Source organism: Aeromonas sp. DNP9, assembly GCF_001728955.1.
Lineage (GTDB): Bacteria > Pseudomonadota > Gammaproteobacteria > Enterobacterales > Aeromonadaceae > Aeromonas > Aeromonas veronii.
The window spans coordinates 107997-123435 of the sequence record NZ_LYSQ01000017.1 but is presented as its reverse complement, the minus strand read 5'-3'; the positions used below and the strand labels follow the sequence as shown (position 1 = coordinate 123435).

General features: G+C 62.4%; 11 protein-coding genes. 5 read left to right on the top strand and 6 right to left on the bottom strand.

Annotation, left to right across the window (positions count from 1 at the left end; translation table 11 throughout):
* Window positions 1–482: 482 nt before the first annotated feature.
* From A9G06_RS13295 to A9G06_RS13280, 4 genes are all read left to right on the top strand, one after another.
* Window positions 483–1481, top strand: a complete 999-nt coding sequence (locus A9G06_RS13295; RefSeq protein WP_005340803.1) for a BMP family ABC transporter substrate-binding protein — start codon at window positions 483–485, stop codon at window positions 1479–1481.
* Between the two features lie 85 nt (window positions 1482–1566).
* Window positions 1567–3132: an ABC transporter ATP-binding protein gene (locus A9G06_RS13290; RefSeq protein WP_069555542.1), complete on the top strand. Its 1566-nt coding sequence runs from the start codon at window positions 1567–1569 to the stop codon at window positions 3130–3132.
* Entirely contained in the window at window positions 3132–4250 is a 1119-nt protein-coding gene (locus tag A9G06_RS13285) for an ABC transporter permease (protein ID WP_005357011.1), read from the top strand. Before A9G06_RS13290 ends, A9G06_RS13285 begins: the two co-directional genes overlap by 1 nt.
* Before the next feature lie 2 nt (window positions 4251–4252).
* A complete protein-coding gene (locus tag A9G06_RS13280) occupies window positions 4253–5218 on the top strand; it encodes an ABC transporter permease (RefSeq protein ID WP_005340795.1) in 966 nt (321 codons plus the stop codon).
* Window positions 5219–5483: 265 nt separating this feature from the next.
* On the opposite strand, the gene A9G06_RS13275 is transcribed toward A9G06_RS13280, so the two are convergent.
* Entirely contained in the window at window positions 5484–7475 is a 1992-nt protein-coding gene (locus A9G06_RS13275) for a bifunctional 2',3'-cyclic-nucleotide 2'-phosphodiesterase/3'-nucleotidase (RefSeq protein WP_069555541.1), read from the bottom strand.
* A 358-nt stretch (window positions 7476–7833) separates the two neighbouring features.
* Between A9G06_RS13275 and A9G06_RS13270 the strand changes: the two genes are divergently transcribed.
* Window positions 7834–8775 carry a hypothetical protein gene (locus tag A9G06_RS13270; protein WP_069555540.1) on the top strand — a complete coding sequence of 314 codons (942 nt, stop codon included), beginning with the start codon at window positions 7834–7836 and terminating at the stop codon, window positions 8773–8775.
* An 81-nt stretch (window positions 8776–8856) separates the two neighbouring features.
* On the opposite strand, the gene mgtE is transcribed toward A9G06_RS13270, so the two are convergent.
* The 5 genes from mgtE to hlyD all read right to left on the bottom strand — a co-directional run bounded on the left by mgtE (window position 8857) and on the right by hlyD (window position 15372).
* The gene (gene mgtE / locus A9G06_RS13265; RefSeq protein ID WP_069555539.1) at window positions 8857–10281 is read right to left on the bottom strand and encodes a magnesium transporter; all 1425 of its coding nucleotides are present in this window, start codon (window positions 10279–10281) and stop codon (window positions 8857–8859) included.
* Window positions 10282–10439: 158 nt separating this feature from the next.
* Entirely contained in the window at window positions 10440–11528 is a 1089-nt protein-coding gene (locus A9G06_RS13260) for an ABC transporter permease (RefSeq protein ID WP_069555538.1), read from the bottom strand.
* Window positions 11529–11531: 3 nt separating this feature from the next.
* Window positions 11532–12641, bottom strand: coding sequence for an ABC transporter permease (locus A9G06_RS13255; RefSeq protein ID WP_069555537.1), 1110 nt, complete (start codon window positions 12639–12641; stop codon window positions 11532–11534).
* Window positions 12638–14407, bottom strand: a complete 1770-nt coding sequence (locus A9G06_RS13250) for an ATP-binding cassette domain-containing protein (protein WP_069555536.1) — start codon at window positions 14405–14407, stop codon at window positions 12638–12640. The genes A9G06_RS13255 and A9G06_RS13250 overlap by 4 nt, the downstream gene beginning before the upstream one ends.
* On the bottom strand, window positions 14404–15372 hold the full coding sequence (hlyD, locus tag A9G06_RS13245; protein WP_069555535.1) for a secretion protein HlyD: 969 nt from the start codon (window positions 15370–15372) through the stop codon (window positions 14404–14406). Before hlyD ends, A9G06_RS13250 begins: the two co-directional genes overlap by 4 nt.
* Between the last annotated feature and the right edge of the window lie 67 nt (window positions 15373–15439).

The following is a 15439-nucleotide window of genomic DNA, read 5'->3' as shown; positions in this document are numbered from 1 at the left end:
GCGGGGATTATACGGCCATCCCCCTGCCAGACCAAATCCAAACTCGGGGGGAGGGGCGAGATGGGGGCTTACGGGGGTGCCGATGCGGCCATTTTTGGCTGGCGCAGAGAGAGGAGGGCGGGGAGGTCTCCAGCTGTAGCCAATCCTTGCTCGCGCGGTTTGTGGGGATTTTGCGAGCCGGATCACGGGCTTGCCGGGGGGCTGGATGAATAAGAGGGGAAAACGGTTTACAGTAACTTGCTGAACAATAAGAGAAATGTCGTTTGGGTCTTTTGGTTGTTAGCATAAAAAACTGAAAAGTAGCTAAAAAACAACTGCTTATAAGGTTATTTGCTTAGAATTCAAACCGTTAACGCAAACGTTTTTCCCTTATCATTTGCTTGACCCGCATCGGGGCTGACTTAGAGTAAGCCTGCGTGCTAGATAGCCTGCTCTGACAGGCAAGCAAGTTCCCTCACTTAATAACAATCAAGGATACGATCGTGACTAAAGTGCTCAAGCTGGCCACTGTGGCCTCCCTCACTCTCGCTGCTCTCTCTGCTCAGGCTGCTTCCGAGCCAGCCGTCATTTATGACACCGCGGGCAAGTATGACAAATCATTCAACGAAGCCGTGTTCCGTAACGGCGTCGAGCTCTACAACAAGGACAAGGGCGTCAAGGTCAAAGAGTTTGAACCCCAGAACGAAGCCCAGCGCGAGCAGGGTCTGCGTCGTCTGGCCAGCCGTGGCAACGGCCCGATCGTGGCGGTCGGTTTCAACATGGGTTCTGCGGTAGAGAAGGTAGCGACCGAATTCCCGAAAACCCAGTTCACCATCATCGACATGGTGGTCGACAAGCCGAACGTCCAGTCCGTCATCTTCAAGGAGCATGAAGGTTCCTTCCTGGTGGGCGCACTGGCTGCCATCGCTTCCAAGAGCGGCAAGGTCGGCTTCGTGGGCGGCATGGATATCCCGCTGATCCGCAAATTCCAGTGCGGCTACGAGCAGGGTGCCAAGTTCGTCAATCCGAAGATCGAAGTGTTCCAGAACATGGCGGGCTCTACCCCGGCCGCGTTTGCTGACCCGGCCAAAGGTGCCGAGCTGGCCAAGTCCCAGTTCGCCAAGGGCGCTGATGTGGTTTACGCCGCAGCTGGCGGTACCGGTATCGGTGTCTATCAGGCAGCCAAGGACAGCGGCAAGTTCGCCATCGGTGTGGACTCCAACCAGAACCACCTGCAACCGGGCACCATGCTGACCTCCATGGTCAAGTCTGTGGGGCTGGCCGCTTACCAGACCTGGGATGACGCTGCCAAAGGCGAGTGGAAGCCGGGTATCAAGAACCTGGGTCTGGCCGAAGGCGGTGTGGATTGGGCGCTCGACAAGGACAACGAGAAGCTGATCACCCCGGAAATGAAAGCCAAGGTAGATGCCATCAAGGCTGAAATCATCGCTGGCAAGGTCAAGGTTCATGACTACATGAGCGATAACACCTGCAAATACTAATTAGATAGCTGCTACGACTCTCAACGCACCACCGGCCCGCACGGGCCGGTTTTTAGTCTTATTTCATGAAACGCAGGGCTGCATCATGGACCAGACAGATCGCTATGCCATCGAATTAAGAGGTATCGATAAGCGGTTCGGCGAAGTGTACGCCAACAAGCTGATCGACCTTAAGGTTCGCAAAGGCAGTATCCACGGCATTGTCGGCGAAAATGGCGCCGGTAAGTCCACCCTGATGAGCATCATTTATGGTTTCTACCATGCCGACAAAGGCGAGATGCTGATCGACGGGAATCCTTTCAAACCCCATGGCTCACAAGATGCGATTGCCGCAGGGGTGGGCATGGTTCACCAGCACTTCATGCTGGTCAACAACTTCACCGTATTGGAAAACGTCATCCTCGGCGCTGAGAACGGCTGGCACCTTCAGCAGAGCGTGGCGTCAGCCGAAAAGTTGCTGGGCGAACTGGCGCGAGACTATGGCCTCGACGTGCCGCTGCACGAGAAGGTCGAAGATCTGCCGGTTGGCTTGCAACAGCGGGTCGAAATTCTCAAGGCGCTCTATCGCGGCGCCCGCATCCTGATCCTCGACGAGCCGACCGGGGTACTGACCCCGCAAGAGGCGGATCACCTGTTCGAGGTGCTGAAAAAGCTGCGGGATCAGGGGGCGACCATCATCCTTATCACCCACAAGCTGCGGGAGATCCTGGCCATTACCGATCAGGTCTCCATCATGCGCCGTGGCGAGATGGTGGCACACGTCGCCACCAAGGATACCGACAAGGAGCAGCTGGCCGAACTGATGGTGGGCCGCAAGGTGCGCCTCAAGGTCGACAAGGGGCCAACCCAGCCCGGTGAAGCCAAGCTGAAGATCGAAGGGCTCAGCTACGTCGACGCCAGCAAGGTGGAGCGGGTCAAATCGGTCAGCTTCGAGGTGCGGGCCGGTGAGGTGGTCGGCATCGCCGGGGTCTCCGGCAACGGTCAGTCCGAACTGCTCAGTCTGCTTGGCGGCATTCTCAAGCCGAGCAAGGGCAGCTTCACCATCAGCAGCCGCAGCGGCGTGCACAAGGTGAGCGCGGAGCACCCGGCCGATCCCGAGCTGGTGCGCAACTACGGCCTCGGCCATGTGCCGGAAGATCGCCACAAGATGGGGCTGATCAACCGCTTCGAGGCGAAAGAGGCCTTTATCCTCGGTTATCACCGCCGCCCGCAATACAACAAGGGTTGGCTGCAGAACAAGGAGGCGATCCAGCAGGATTGTCAGGCCAAGATGGAAAAGTGGGACGTGCGCCCGCCCCATCCCGATCACAAGACCGCCAACTTCTCCGGTGGCAACCAGCAGAAACTGGTGATCGCCCGGGAAGTGGAGCAGGACCCGGATGTGCTGTTGATCGGCCAGCCGACCCGCGGGGTCGACATCGGCGCCATCGAGTATATCCACCAGCAGATCATCGCCATGCGCGACAAGGGCAAGGCGGTGCTGCTGGTCTCGGTGGAGCTGGACGAGATCATGAGCCTCGCTGACCGGATCCTGGTCATTGCCGACGGTCGCATCGTCGGCGAGCTGGATGGTGCCAAGGCGGATGAGCGCACCATTGGTCTGATGATGGCGAACATAGTGCCGGACGAAGTTGCCAAGGAGGCCCACTGATGAGCCAAGTACGTATTCCTGCCTGGGTCTCCGTAGGCGTCTTGTCTGCGGTCAACATCCTGCTGGCCTTCCTGGTGTCGGCCATTCTGTTCTACTACCTCGATATCAACCCGGTCGATGCCGCCAAGATCATGTGGTACGGCGCGTTCGGCACCGGTGAAGGGGTCGGCTTCACCCTCTACTACGCAACCGGCTTTATCTTTACCGGTCTGTCGGTGGCGGTCGCCTTCCACGCCGGTTTGTTCAATATCGGTGGTGAAGGGCAGGCCTATATCGGTGGGCTCGGTGTGGGTCTGGTCTGTCTGATGCTCGGCGATGTGCTGCCGTTTGCCCTGCTGTTGCCGCTCTCCATCATTGCCGGTGGTCTGTTCGGTGCGGCCTGGGCCTTTATTCCGGCCTGGCTGCAAGCCAAGCGCGGCAGCCATATCGTGATCACTACCATCATGTTCAACTTCATCGCCGCCTCGCTGATGGCCTATCTGCTGGTGGAGGTGTTCAAGCCTCCCGGCTCGATGGCGACCGAGAGCAAGGTGTTTGCCGAAGCAAGCTGGCTGCCCAAGATGAGCGGGCTGGCGAACCTGTTCGGGATGGAGATCCCCAACAGCCCGCTCAATATCAGCTTCTTCTGGGCGCTGATCTGTGCGGCGCTGGTGTGGGTCTTTATCTGGCACACCCGCTGGGGTTACGAGATCCGCTCGGTCGGCGCCAGCCAAAGCGCCTCCGCTTACGCCGGTATCTCCTATCCCAAGGTGGTGATCCTGGCGATGGTGATCTCCGGCATGCTGTCTGGCTTCTTTGCCCTCAACGTGCTGCAGGGTGAGCTGCACCAGATCAAGCTCAACTTCGTGGAAGGGTTCGGCTTCACCGGTATCGCGGTGGCGCTGATGGGGCGCAACCATCCGGTTGGCGTCATCATCGCCAGCCTGCTGTTCGGTTTCCTCTATCAGGGGGGCGCCGAGCTCAGCTTCGAGTTTGGTGTCGACCGCAACATCGTGGTGGTGTTGCAGGGTCTGGTGATCCTGTTCTGTGGCGCCCTTGAGCACATGATGCGTCCGCGCATCGAGCAGCTCTATCTGGCGTTTGCCAACCGCTCAGCCGCGCAAGCTAAAGGAGTCTGATCATGTTTGAAATTCTGATCCTGATGCTGGATGCGACCATTCGTACCGCGCCGCCGCTCATTCTCGCCGCTATGGCGGGCATGTTTTGCGAGCGCTCCGGGGTGGTCAATATCGCGCTGGAAGGCAAACTGCTGGCGGCGGCGTTCGCCAGTGGCGCGGCGGCTGCGGTCTCCGGTTCTGCCTGGGTAGGTCTGGGGGCCGGGGTGGGTGTCTCCATCCTGTTTGCCCTGATGCACGGCTTTGCCACCATCACCCACCGCGGTGATCAGGTGGTGAGCGGCATGGCCATCAACATTCTGGCGGCCGGTCTGACAGTGACCCTGGGTCGTTACTGGTTCGATCAGGGTGGCCAGACTCCGGCGCTCTCCGGTGATGCCCGTTTCGCCCCCATCGATCTGCCCTATGCCAAGGAGCTGTGGGATGTGCCGGTGATCGGCCAGCTTTACAGCGAGCTGCTCAGCGGCCACTCCCTGCTGGAATACGTGGCGTTTGCTTGCGTACCGCTGGCCTGGTGGGTGATGTTCCGTACCCGCTTCGGTTTGCGGCTGCGGGCGGTGGGCGAGGCACCGGCAGCGGTCGATACCGCCGGTATCTCGGTGGTGCGGATGCGCTACACCGCGCTCCTCATCGGCGGCCTGCTGGCCGGTATCGGTGGTACCTATCTGGCGGTGGCCCAGACGGCTCAGTTCATCCCCAACATGAGTGCGGGCAAGGGCTTTATGGCACTGGCGGCGCTGGTGTTCGGTAAATGGCGCCCCTGGAATGCCATGGCAGCCTGTCTGCTGTTCGGCTTCCTCGATGCGGTCGCCATCCGGTTGCAAGGGGTCAGCATCGGTGGCTTCGCCATTCCGGTGCAGGCCATCGAGGCACTGCCCTACATCTTGACCGTGTTCCTGCTGGCTGGCTTTATCGGCCGTGCGGTGGCCCCGAAGGCGCTCGGCACCCCCTATGTGAAGGAGCGGGAGTAGCGCCTTTTATCGCGATATTCCCGATCACACAGATAACAGCAGGCCCACTTCGGTGGGCCTGTTTTTTATGGGCGGGATGGGGCAGACCAGCCGGGATCTGGATGGTGTGATAGAGGGGGATGAGGGCGTGAAGGGATAAATGGGCTGCGTGAACTGCTGCGGGTGGCGGCTGGCTTACAGGTGCAGAACCCTCTGCCAGAAGCATCAAAAACCCCCTCGTATCAGGAGGGGGTTGCAGAGGTTATTGCCGGATTAACCCTGAGGCTCAGGGTGCCAGCACCAGCTTGTAGACGCCAAAGCCGGGGTGTTTGGCATCGGTGGGCGGCAGGGTCTCCACATAGTTCAGCTTGCCGCCGGTCAGGGCTTGCGCCTCGCTGCGTGGCGAGCTGTAGATGCGCAGATCCAGATTGGCGGGCAGGGGGGCCAGCTGCCAGTTGTTGTCTGCCGGGGGCTCGAAACCGGCCGGATTCTTCTCTGCCAGATCCTTGAGGTATTCGGAGAGCACTTCGCGGGTTTCGAACTGATCTTCATGGACGATCACCTTGGCGTTGATGCCCGGGAAGTTGCCACCACCACTGGCGCGGTAGTTGTTGGTCACCACGTAGAACATCTGGGCCGGGTCGATTGCCTTGCCCTGATAGGTGAGGTTGGTGATGCGGTAGCTGTCGCTCACCTTGTTGCCATCCACATCGTAACGGGCGGGTTTGGTCACATCGACCTGATAGTTCACCCCGTCGATCACGTCGAAGTTGTAGGTGCGGTACTTCTCGTTCACCAGCCACTGGGTAGCGGTACTGGCGGCATCGATCTTGTTGAACTGGACGGCGCTCTTCTCCAGCCACTCCTGTACGGTCGCGCCATTGATGGCGACCACCTGCAGGGTGTTGGGGTAAACATAGAGGTCGGCCACGTTGCGCAGGGAGATATTGCCAGCCGGTACATAGGTGAAGTCGGTCGGGCCGTTGCGACCGCCACGGAATGGCGCGGCGGCGGAGAGGATGGGCCATTTCTCCTTGAGCTGACCATCCTGTTGCAGTTTCTTGGCGTGCCACAGCTGGGCGTCGCTGACGATCTGGATGGAGGGGTCATCCTGCACCAGCGCGAAGAAGCTGTGGATTGGCTTGGTGATCTTGCTTAGGGGCTCGTCCAGCCACTGGTTGGCCTGCTCGTGCTCGGCAATGACCTGATCGACTACCGCCTGATCTTCGGTGCTGCTGGCGCTGCTGTCGATTTTGCGCAGCTGGGACTGGCTGGAGGCCACTTCCCAGCGACCCTCTTTCCAGGTCATGTGCAGGTCGATGATGCCGAGGTGGTTGCCCCAGACGCCCGGCATCACGGTTGGTACGCCCGCCAGTGTCCCTTTCTCGTTGTCCACGTCGGTCATGTTGGGGTAGTCGCCCGGGAAAGTGCGGTGGGCATGGCCCAGCAGCAGGGCATCAACCCCCTTCACCTTGGCCAGCGGCAGGGCGGCGTTCTCCATCATGGGTTCGCGCGGGTCACCTATGATGCCGGTGTGGGCCACGACCACGACGATGTCAGCGCCCTTGGCGCGGATTTCGGGTACATAGTGCTCGGCGGTCTCGACCATATCGGCCACCACCACCTTGCCTTCCAGATTGCGCTTGTCCCACTGGGTGATCTGGGGCGGGGTCAGCCCCAGCACACCGACCTTGATGGTCTGGGTATTGCCGTTGGCATCCTTCACCTGACGATCCAGCACCACATAGGGTTTGAACTTCTGCTTGCTCCAGTTGATGGTGCCCTTGCCATCGCGGCTGAAGGCATCGGCCTGGAAGACGTTGGCGTTGATGTAGGGGTAGTTGGCCCCTTTCAGGGTCTCCGAGAGGAAGTCGAGACCGAAGTTGAATTCGTGGTTGCCCAGGTTGCCGACATCATAGCTCATGGTGTTGAGCGCCTTGATGGCGGGGTGGGTCTGCTTGCTCAGCCACTGCTGTTTGACCTGCTGGTCGTGGATATAGTCGGCCAGCGGGGTACCCTGGATCAGGTCGCCGTTGTCGATCAGCAAGTTGTTGGCGTTCTCTTCGCGGGCCTTGCGGATCAGCACCGCGGTGCGGGCAAAGCCCAGCGAGGCATCCGGCTTGTTCTGGTAGTAGTCGTAGCTCAGCAGGTTGGAGTGGATATCAGAGGTTTCGATCAGCCGCAGGGTGAGATCACCGGGGGCCTGAGAGTTGTTGTCATCACAGCCGGACAGCAAAAAGATAACTGCCACCGCGCTCAGTTTGAGGGTGGTTTTCATTGTTGGATTCTCTTGTTATGGGTATGCCAGCGTGGTGCATTCTATCGACAGCAAAAGAATCCGATTGTGAGCAGGCTGGCAATTCGGGCTAATTACCCTCCTGTTAATAGAGTTATGGCTATGATTTTAATCTCTTTTTTGTCTTTCTTCGGGGCCGCCCCCCTCGCTGCTTGTCCGCCGTGAGTCACCCTGTCGTCACCACAGTGCGGTCGGGGCAAGCAGCGTGGCCTGCCGCTCCTGCGAGGCTGTAATGGTTGGTTACAGATCTCCATTCGACTGATAGATGACCTTTCCCTTAAATTCAGCGGCGATTGATTGCATCTAAAAATTACAAAGCGACAGCAAGGAATAAAAACTTATGAAAATGCACAACAAAGCACTGCTGGCCATCGCCTGCGCCGCCGCCCTGTCTGCCTGTGACAGCGAAAAAGCGGCCAACAGCATCGCCAAGCGGGTGCCGCTGGCCCTGCCGGAGGCGGGCCTCTATGAAGCGAATCTGCTGAGCCGTGACGGCGACAAGGCGACGCCGCGCATGATCAAGGATCTGGATGGTCTGGCGCTGGTCTACCCGAAGGGTGAAACCGTGCAGCACTGGGGTGTCTGGGTGGATCATCAGGTGGGCAAGGTCGAGACCAACAGCCAGTGGCTGGGTCAGGCTGACCAGAAAGCCGACAAGGACGGGATCTACCCGGTGCAGCTGACCCGCACCAGCGAGCGGCTCGGCAGCAGCACTGCGGTGAGCACGGTAAGCAACAACCACAACCTCATCACCTTCCAGGATCAGCCGGTCATCGATCTGCAGGGCAAGGAGATCAAGCGCTGGGTTTTTGATTTCACCCGGAATGGCACCACCTTCTCCGACAACGCCCCCATCTATTCCGGTTTCAGCGGTCATGTGGCGGTGACGGCCCTGACCACCAAAGCAGTGACCACGGCCAGCTGGAGTGCAACGGGTAGCGATGGCTTCAGCAGCGACATGGTGGGCAAGGTGGATACCACCAACAACGGCGGCAAGCTGACGGTGGCGATCGAGTTTCCGGCAGCGGGTTGTACGCTGGTGGGCGAGGGGAGTGCGACGGCCGGGTTGAGCAAGCTGACCATGACCGGGTTTGGCAAGTGCAACTTCAAGCAATCCGCTGCCGCCACGCCGATCGAAAACCTCTGGAATGCCGCTCTGGCTCGGGCGATGGATAACCGCGTCGCCTATGTCACCGCCTTTGCCACGGATGACAAAAATGATGCATTGGTCATCGGTTTCCCCGACACCAATGGCTTGCTGATCACCGCTGACAAGCGATAAGCAGCCCAACGGCAGGGGCGGGCAAACGCGCCTGAAACAACAAGGGAGCCAGTGGCTCCCTTGTTGTTTTCAACGCACGGTTTACAGCAGGAACAGGGTCGCCAGCCCGAGGAAGATAAAGAAGCCGCCGGTATCGGTGATGGCGGTGATCATCACGCTGGCCCCCACTGCCGGGTCGCGGCCGAGGCGGGTCATGGTCATGGGGATGATGACCCCCATCAGCGCCGCCACCAGCAGGTTGAGTATCATGGCCAGGGTCATCACGGCGCCCAGCGCCGCATCCTGATAGAGCAGATAGGTGGCGATGCCCATGGTGCCGCCCCACACCAGCCCGTTGATAAAGGCGACGCCAAGTTCCCGCAGCAGCAGGAAGGAGAGGTTGCCCGCCTGAATGTGCTGCAGCGCCAGCGCCCGCACTATCATGGTGATGGTCTGGTTGCCGGTGTTGCCGCCGATCCCGGCGACGATGGGCATCAGCGCCGCCAGCGCCACCAGCTGGGAGATGGTGTGCTCGAACAGGCCGATCACCCGCGAGGCGACAAAGGCGGTGCAGAGGTTCAGCGCCAGCCAGGCCCAGCGAGTCTTGACCGCCTTGGAGACTGGGGCGAACACGTCTTCATCCTCGCTGATACCCCCCATCCGGCGCAGGTCGGTGTCGCTCTCCTCATAGACCAGATCCACCACCTCTTCGACGGTGAGGCGGCCCATCAGCTTGCCCTTGCCATCCACCACGGCGGCGGAGAGCAGGTCATCCCGCTCGAAGGTGCGGGCCGCCGCTTCGTCGTTATCCTCCGGATCGAAGGTGACCGGGTCCTGCTCCATCACATCGCTCACCAGAGTGGCGGGCTTGTGCAGCAGCACTGTGGTGAGGGCCAGTTCTCCCAGCAGGTGGTTGCGGCGATCGATGACGAACAGCTTGTCGGTGTTGGCGGGGATCTTGCCGCGCAGGCGCAGATAGCGCTGCACCGTGGCCAGACTCACCTCGGGGCGGATGGTGATGATCTCGAAGTCCATCATGGCGCCGACGGTGTGCTTGCCGTAGCGGATCACCTCCCGCACCCGATCCCGCTCCTCGGGGGCCATGTAGGTGAGCAGCCGCCCCATCAGGTTGCGCGGCAGGTACTGGCCCAGATAGATCTGGTCGTCGATATCCAGGGTGCGCAGGGCGTGCAGCAGCTCCTTGTCGCTCATCCCGCTGATGAGGCTGTCCCACACCGTCTCCGACGCTTCGACCAGAATCTGGCCGCGCTTCTCCTCCTCCACCAGTGCCCACAGGGCATGACGTTCATCGGGCGGCAGCGACTCCAGCGCATCGGCGACGTCGGCGGCGGGCAACCCGTTGACCAGCGCAGTGAGTTCGCTGGTCTGATCGCGCTGCTCGGCATCCTGCACCACCTGCGGATCGAGCAGGCTGTCGGTGAGGGCATCATCGCGCAGCAGCAGGGTGAGAATGCGGGATCTGTCATCCGCGCGCTGCCTGGCGCTGTTCTTGATGGGAAGAGACATGGGATGAATTCCTGAGATGGTAGCCAAGGGCTCAATGCCCATAGGATACCAGACTTAAAACAACAGGTTATGACACTGAACAGCGAAAACGCCGACGCTCCCGGCACTAGCTGGTGGTCAGGGGGCGGATATCGATTAGATTGACCCCACAGAGGAGGTCAGGCGATATGGCGGCGGAACATGGCGAGCGCCAGCGACAGGGTGACGCCGGCGATGGCGAGCAGCGGCCAGAGCAGGGGCCAGGCGGCCGACAAGTCAAACCCCTTGAGGAAGACCCCCTTGAGCAGCACGATGAAGTGGGTGAGGGGGTCGATGGCCGCCAGCCACTGGAACACCTGCGGCATGTTCTCCACCGGCGAGATAAAACCAGAGAGGATCACCGCCGGTACGGTGAAGGAGAAGACCCCGAGAAACGCCTGCTGCTGGGTCGAGCAGAACGACGAGATAAAGAGCCCGATCCCGGCCAGTGCCAGCCCGTAGCAGACCATGCCCGCCATCAGCAGGCTGAGGCTGCCGGCAAAGGGGAGGTGAAAGACAAAACGGGCGGCCAGCGCGACTATGCACCCTTGTCCCACCGCCACCATGATGCCGGGCACCGCCTTGCCCGCCATGATCCAGCCTGCGGTGAGGGGGGAGACCAGCAGTTGATCGAAGGTGCCCTCTTCTCGCTCCCGCGCGACCGAGAGGGCGGTGACAATCAGACAGCCGGTGGTGGTGATGATGGCCACCAGCGCCGGCAGGATATGCCAGTGGAACTCGACGTTGGGGTTGTAGAGGTTGCGTACCGCCAGCTCGGGTTGCCCCTTGCCCTCACTTTGCCAGCGGGCGATCACCTGACTGATGTAGCCCGCCGCCACCTGACCACCGTTGGAGCGGCGCCCGTCGATGATCAGCTGCACCTTGGCCGGTTCGCCGCGCGCCAGCCGGCGCGAGAAATCGCCCGGAATAATCAGCCCGAGCAGTGCCTGCTGCCCGGTGATGGCCTCGGTCATGCCCGCCTCGCCCTGCACCGGGATGATGGTGGTAAAGGCGGGCATATGGGTGAGGCGCTCCAGCAGCTCGCGGCTCTGGGCACCGCCATCCTGGTTGTAGATGGCCAGCGTGTTGCCGGTCACCTCCAGGGTGGCGGCGAACGGGAAGAGGGCGGTTTGCAGCAGCACCGGCATGATGAGCAGAAAGCGCCCCTGAGTATTGCCCATCAGGGCCTGCAGCTCTTTTCGGATCAGCCACCAGAGTCGGATCAGCATGGGTTACTCCAGAGTGCGCCGCGTCTTGCGGGCGGTCAGGGCCAGCCAGAAACCGGCCAGCAGCAGCAGACAGAAACCGTTGACCAGCAGGATCGAGAAGACGCTGCCCGCCTGATAGAGGGTCTGCAGGAAGCTCGCGAAGTAACGGGCCGGAATGAGGTGGGTGATGGCCCGCAGCAGCGGTGGCATGCTGGCGATCTCGAACACGAAGCCCGACAGCATCACGGCGGGCAGAAAGGCGGCGATCAGCGCCGCCTGCGCGGCATTGAACTGGCTGCGCATCACGGTGGAGAGAAACAGCCCGAGCCCGAGGGCGCTGCCGAGAAAGACGCTGGTGACCAGAAAGAGCAGCAGCAGGGAGCCGCGCCACGGCACCGCCATCACCGCCACCGAGAAGAGCAGGCAGAGCAGCATGGCGATGATGCCGAGGCCGTAGTAGGGCAGCAGCTTGGAGAGCAGCAGCTCCCCCTTGGTGACCGGGGTGGCGAGCAGCGCCTCCATGGTGCCGCGCTCCCACTCCCGCGCCACCACCAGCGAGGTGAGCAGGGCACCTATGATGGTCATCACCACCGCAATGGAGCCCGGTACCAGAAAGTTGCGGCTCACCAGCGCCGGATTGAACCAGGCGCGGCTCTCTATCGACACCGGCATGGCGACCCCTTCGCCCGCGAGCCACCCCTGCCAGATCCCCTGCACATAGTTGGTAACGAAGTTGGCGGTGTTGGGCTCGGAGCCGTCGGTCAGCAGCAGCGCCTGCGGCGCGCCATTGCCCTGACCGGCCAGCGCGCGGGAGAAGCCGTCATCGATCACCAGCAGGCCGCGGATCTCGCCGCGGGCCAGACTGGCGAGCAGGGACTCCTTGCTCGGGCCGCTGTGGATCTCCAGCGCGGTTGAGCCGCGCAGGGCCTGCTCCAGCCGCACCGCCGGGGCGCCGCTGTCGGCTCGCCAGATGCCGAGGCGCAGATGGTCCACATCGAGATTGATGGCGTAACCCATCACCACCAGCAGCACCACCGGCATGATGAAGGCGATGAGGATGCTGCTCGGGTCACGGACGATTTGCAGCGTCTCCTTGCGGCAGAGGGCCAGCAGTCGCCGACGGTTGATGCTCATGCGTCCTCCTCGCTGGCCCGCTCGACCAGGGTGATAAAGGCCTCTTCCATTGTTGGCAAAGAACAGGTCGGCAAGGAGCCGGTTGGCAGAGAAGTTGCCGCCTCTTTGGCGGCCAGCCCCTTGAGATCGTCCGGGGTACCGAGCGCCAGCAGCTTGCCGCGATAGATGAGGGCGATGCGATCGCAATACTCCGCCTCGTCCATAAAGTGGGTGGTGACCAACACGGTGACGCCGTGGTCGGCCAGCGCGTTGATGTGCGACCAGAACTCGCGCCGGGTCACCGGATCGACCCCGGAGGTGGGCTCGTCGAGGAACAGCAGCGGCGGCTCGTGCAGCAGGGCGCAGGCCAGCGATAAGCGCTGGCGCAGGCCGAGCGGCAGGGATTCCGCCTTCTGATCGAGCCAGGGGGCGAGGGCAAAGGCAGTCACCATGGCGTCGATCCGCGTCTGCTGGTGGCGGCCGAACAGGCCGTAGATACCGGCGAAAAAGGAGAGGTTCTGCGCCACGGTAAGCTGCTTGTAGAGGGAGAACTTCTGCGCCATGTAGCCGAGGCGCTGGCGCGCCGCCGAGGGGCTGTGGGCCAGATCGATGCCGGTCACCAGCGCCTGTCCCTCGCTCGGGCGCAGCAGGCCGCACTCCATCTTGAAGGTGGTGGACTTGCCCGCCCCGTTGGGGCCGAGCAGGCCGAAGATCTCGCCGCGGCGCACTGCAAAGCTGACGTCATCGGTGGCGGCAAAATCGCCGAACCGCTTGGTGAGGTGGCGCGCCTCGATCACCGCCTCGGGGGAGACCCCCTGCGGCAGTTCGGCTTCCCGCATCCCGGCTGCCAGACTCGACTCTCCGCCGGGGCCGCCGCCGAGCAGGTCAATAAAGGCATCCTCCAGCCGGGGCTGGGCCGGTTGAAAGGCGCCGTTGGCGAGATGCAGCTCCGCCAGCGGTGGGGGCGTCATGCCCGGGTGCAGCAGCAGGCGAACCCGCTCCCCCGCCACCACGCCATCCATCACTGCGGGGTGCGCCAGCGCCCGGCGCAGCAGGGCGCGCCGCTCGCGCCCATCCAGTTGCCCCGCCTCCAGCAGCCAGCAGCGGCTGGCCATGGCTCCCATCAGATCGGCCGGGGTGCCACTGGTGCGCACCTCGCCATCCGCCATCAGCAGCACGTGGTCGCACAGCTCCGCCTCGTCGAGATAGGCGGTACTCCAGAGCACCGTCATCCCCCCCTTGGCCAGCTCGCGTACCATCTGCCAGAGGGCGCGGCGGGAGATGGGATCGACCCCGACCCCCGGCTCGTCCAGCAGCAGCACATCCGGGGTGCCGAGCAGGGCGCAGGCCAGCCCGAGCTTCTGCTTCATCCCGCCAGAGAGCTTGCCTGCCGGCCTTGCGGTGAAGCGGGCAAGATCGGTGAAGGCGAGCAGCCGCGCAAAGGTGGGCGTGCGTTCGGGCTCCAGTACGCCGCGCAAGTCGGCGTAGAGGGTGAGGTTCTCCAGCACGCTGAGATCCTCGTAGAGGCCGAACTGCTGGGGCATGTAGCCGAGGCGCTGACGCAGCAGATCCCCCTCGCTCACCGGATCCAGCCCCAGCACCCGGATGGTGCCCGCTTCCGGGATCAGCAGACCGGCCAGCAGGCGTAGCAAAGTGCTCTTGCCCGCGCCGTCGGGGCCGACCAGCCCGGTGATGCCACCGGTCGGAATGGTGGCCGAGATGGCGTTGAGGGCGACCCGCTCGCCAAAGCGTTTGGTGAGCCCCTCAAGGGAGATGGCGCAGCTCATGGCGCCAGCCTGACGGTGACCGGCATCCCCTGGCGCAGGGCCGGGTCGGGATCCTGCACCACGATGCGCAGCCGGTAGACGAGGTGAGTGCGCAGGTCCGGCGTCTCCACCGATTTCGGGGTGAACTCGGCGGTCGGCGAGACAAAGCCCACCACCCCGTGATAGGGCTGATCAGGCCGCGAGTCGGTGGTGAGGGTCACTTTGGCGCCGCTCGGGAAGTGGCCGAGCCAGGGCTCCTCCACATAGGCGCGCACCCAGACTGGCGCGGTCAGGGAGAGGTTGAAGACGGTCGCTCCGCTCTGCACCATGCTGCCGTTCTCGATGGCGCGACTGATGATGATGCCATCGCTGGGGGCGGTCAGGTTGGCATCAGCCAGCGCCAGTTCGGCACTGGCGAGCGCCGCTTTGGCCCCTTCCAGTTGGGCATCGGACTGGGCAATCTCTTCCGGGCGGTAGCCGCTTTCGAGCTGGGCGAGCTGTTCGCGGGCGGAGCGTACCTGCGCCCGGGTCTGATCCCGCTGGGAGCGGGCGGTATCGAGCTGACCGCGGGAGATGGCGCCGGTGGCTGCCAATGTGCTCTGGCGGCGCCACTGCTGGTCGGCTTCCAGCGCAGCGGCCTCGGCGGCGGCCAGTGCGGCCCGGGCGCGGTCGGTCTCTTCGCTGCGATAGCCTTTGTGGATCAAGGCGTTGGCGGCAGTGAGCGCAGCCAGATTGGCGCGGGCGCTGTCGCGGCTGTGGGTGAGGGGAACCGGATCGAGGCGGGCCAGCAGTTGACCGGCTTTTACCCTATCCCCCTCATCGACCAGCACCTGATCGATGCGACCGCCGACTCGAAAGGCCAGATTGACGTCGCGAATATCGACATTGCCGTAAAGGATGGAGCCGTCGGCGGGGCGCCCCTGCCACCAGAGGTAGCCACCGATAACGGTTAGCAGCAGGGCTACGATTGCAATGCGTTGCTTCATAGCGCTTCTCCTTGAGGATGGCTCTGCAACCAGAGGTAACCACTGAGAGCGGTCAGCAGCAGAGCTG

Excerpts from the sequence above, each read along its gene's own strand:
- hlyD (WP_069555535.1), bottom strand. The coding sequence starts at position 15,372 with ATGAAGCAACGCATTGCAATCGTAGCCCTGCTGCTAACCGTTATCGGT.
- mgtE (WP_069555539.1), bottom strand. The coding sequence starts at position 10,281 with ATGTCTCTTCCCATCAAGAACAGCGCCAGGCAGCGCGCGGATGACAGA.
- A9G06_RS13290 (WP_069555542.1), top strand. The coding sequence starts at position 1,567 with ATGGACCAGACAGATCGCTATGCCATCGAATTAAGAGGTATCGATAAG.
- A9G06_RS13250 (WP_069555536.1), bottom strand. The coding sequence starts at position 14,407 with ATGAGCTGCGCCATCTCCCTTGAGGGGCTCACCAAACGCTTTGGCGAG.
- A9G06_RS13280 (WP_005340795.1), top strand. The coding sequence starts at position 4,253 with ATGTTTGAAATTCTGATCCTGATGCTGGATGCGACCATTCGTACCGCG.
- A9G06_RS13255 (WP_069555537.1), bottom strand. The coding sequence starts at position 12,641 with ATGAGCATCAACCGTCGGCGACTGCTGGCCCTCTGCCGCAAGGAGACG.
- A9G06_RS13285 (WP_005357011.1), top strand. The coding sequence starts at position 3,132 with ATGAGCCAAGTACGTATTCCTGCCTGGGTCTCCGTAGGCGTCTTGTCT.
- A9G06_RS13270 (WP_069555540.1), top strand. The coding sequence starts at position 7,834 with ATGAAAATGCACAACAAAGCACTGCTGGCCATCGCCTGCGCCGCCGCC.
- A9G06_RS13275 (WP_069555541.1), bottom strand. The coding sequence starts at position 7,475 with ATGAAAACCACCCTCAAACTGAGCGCGGTGGCAGTTATCTTTTTGCTG.
- A9G06_RS13260 (WP_069555538.1), bottom strand. The coding sequence starts at position 11,528 with ATGCTGATCCGACTCTGGTGGCTGATCCGAAAAGAGCTGCAGGCCCTG.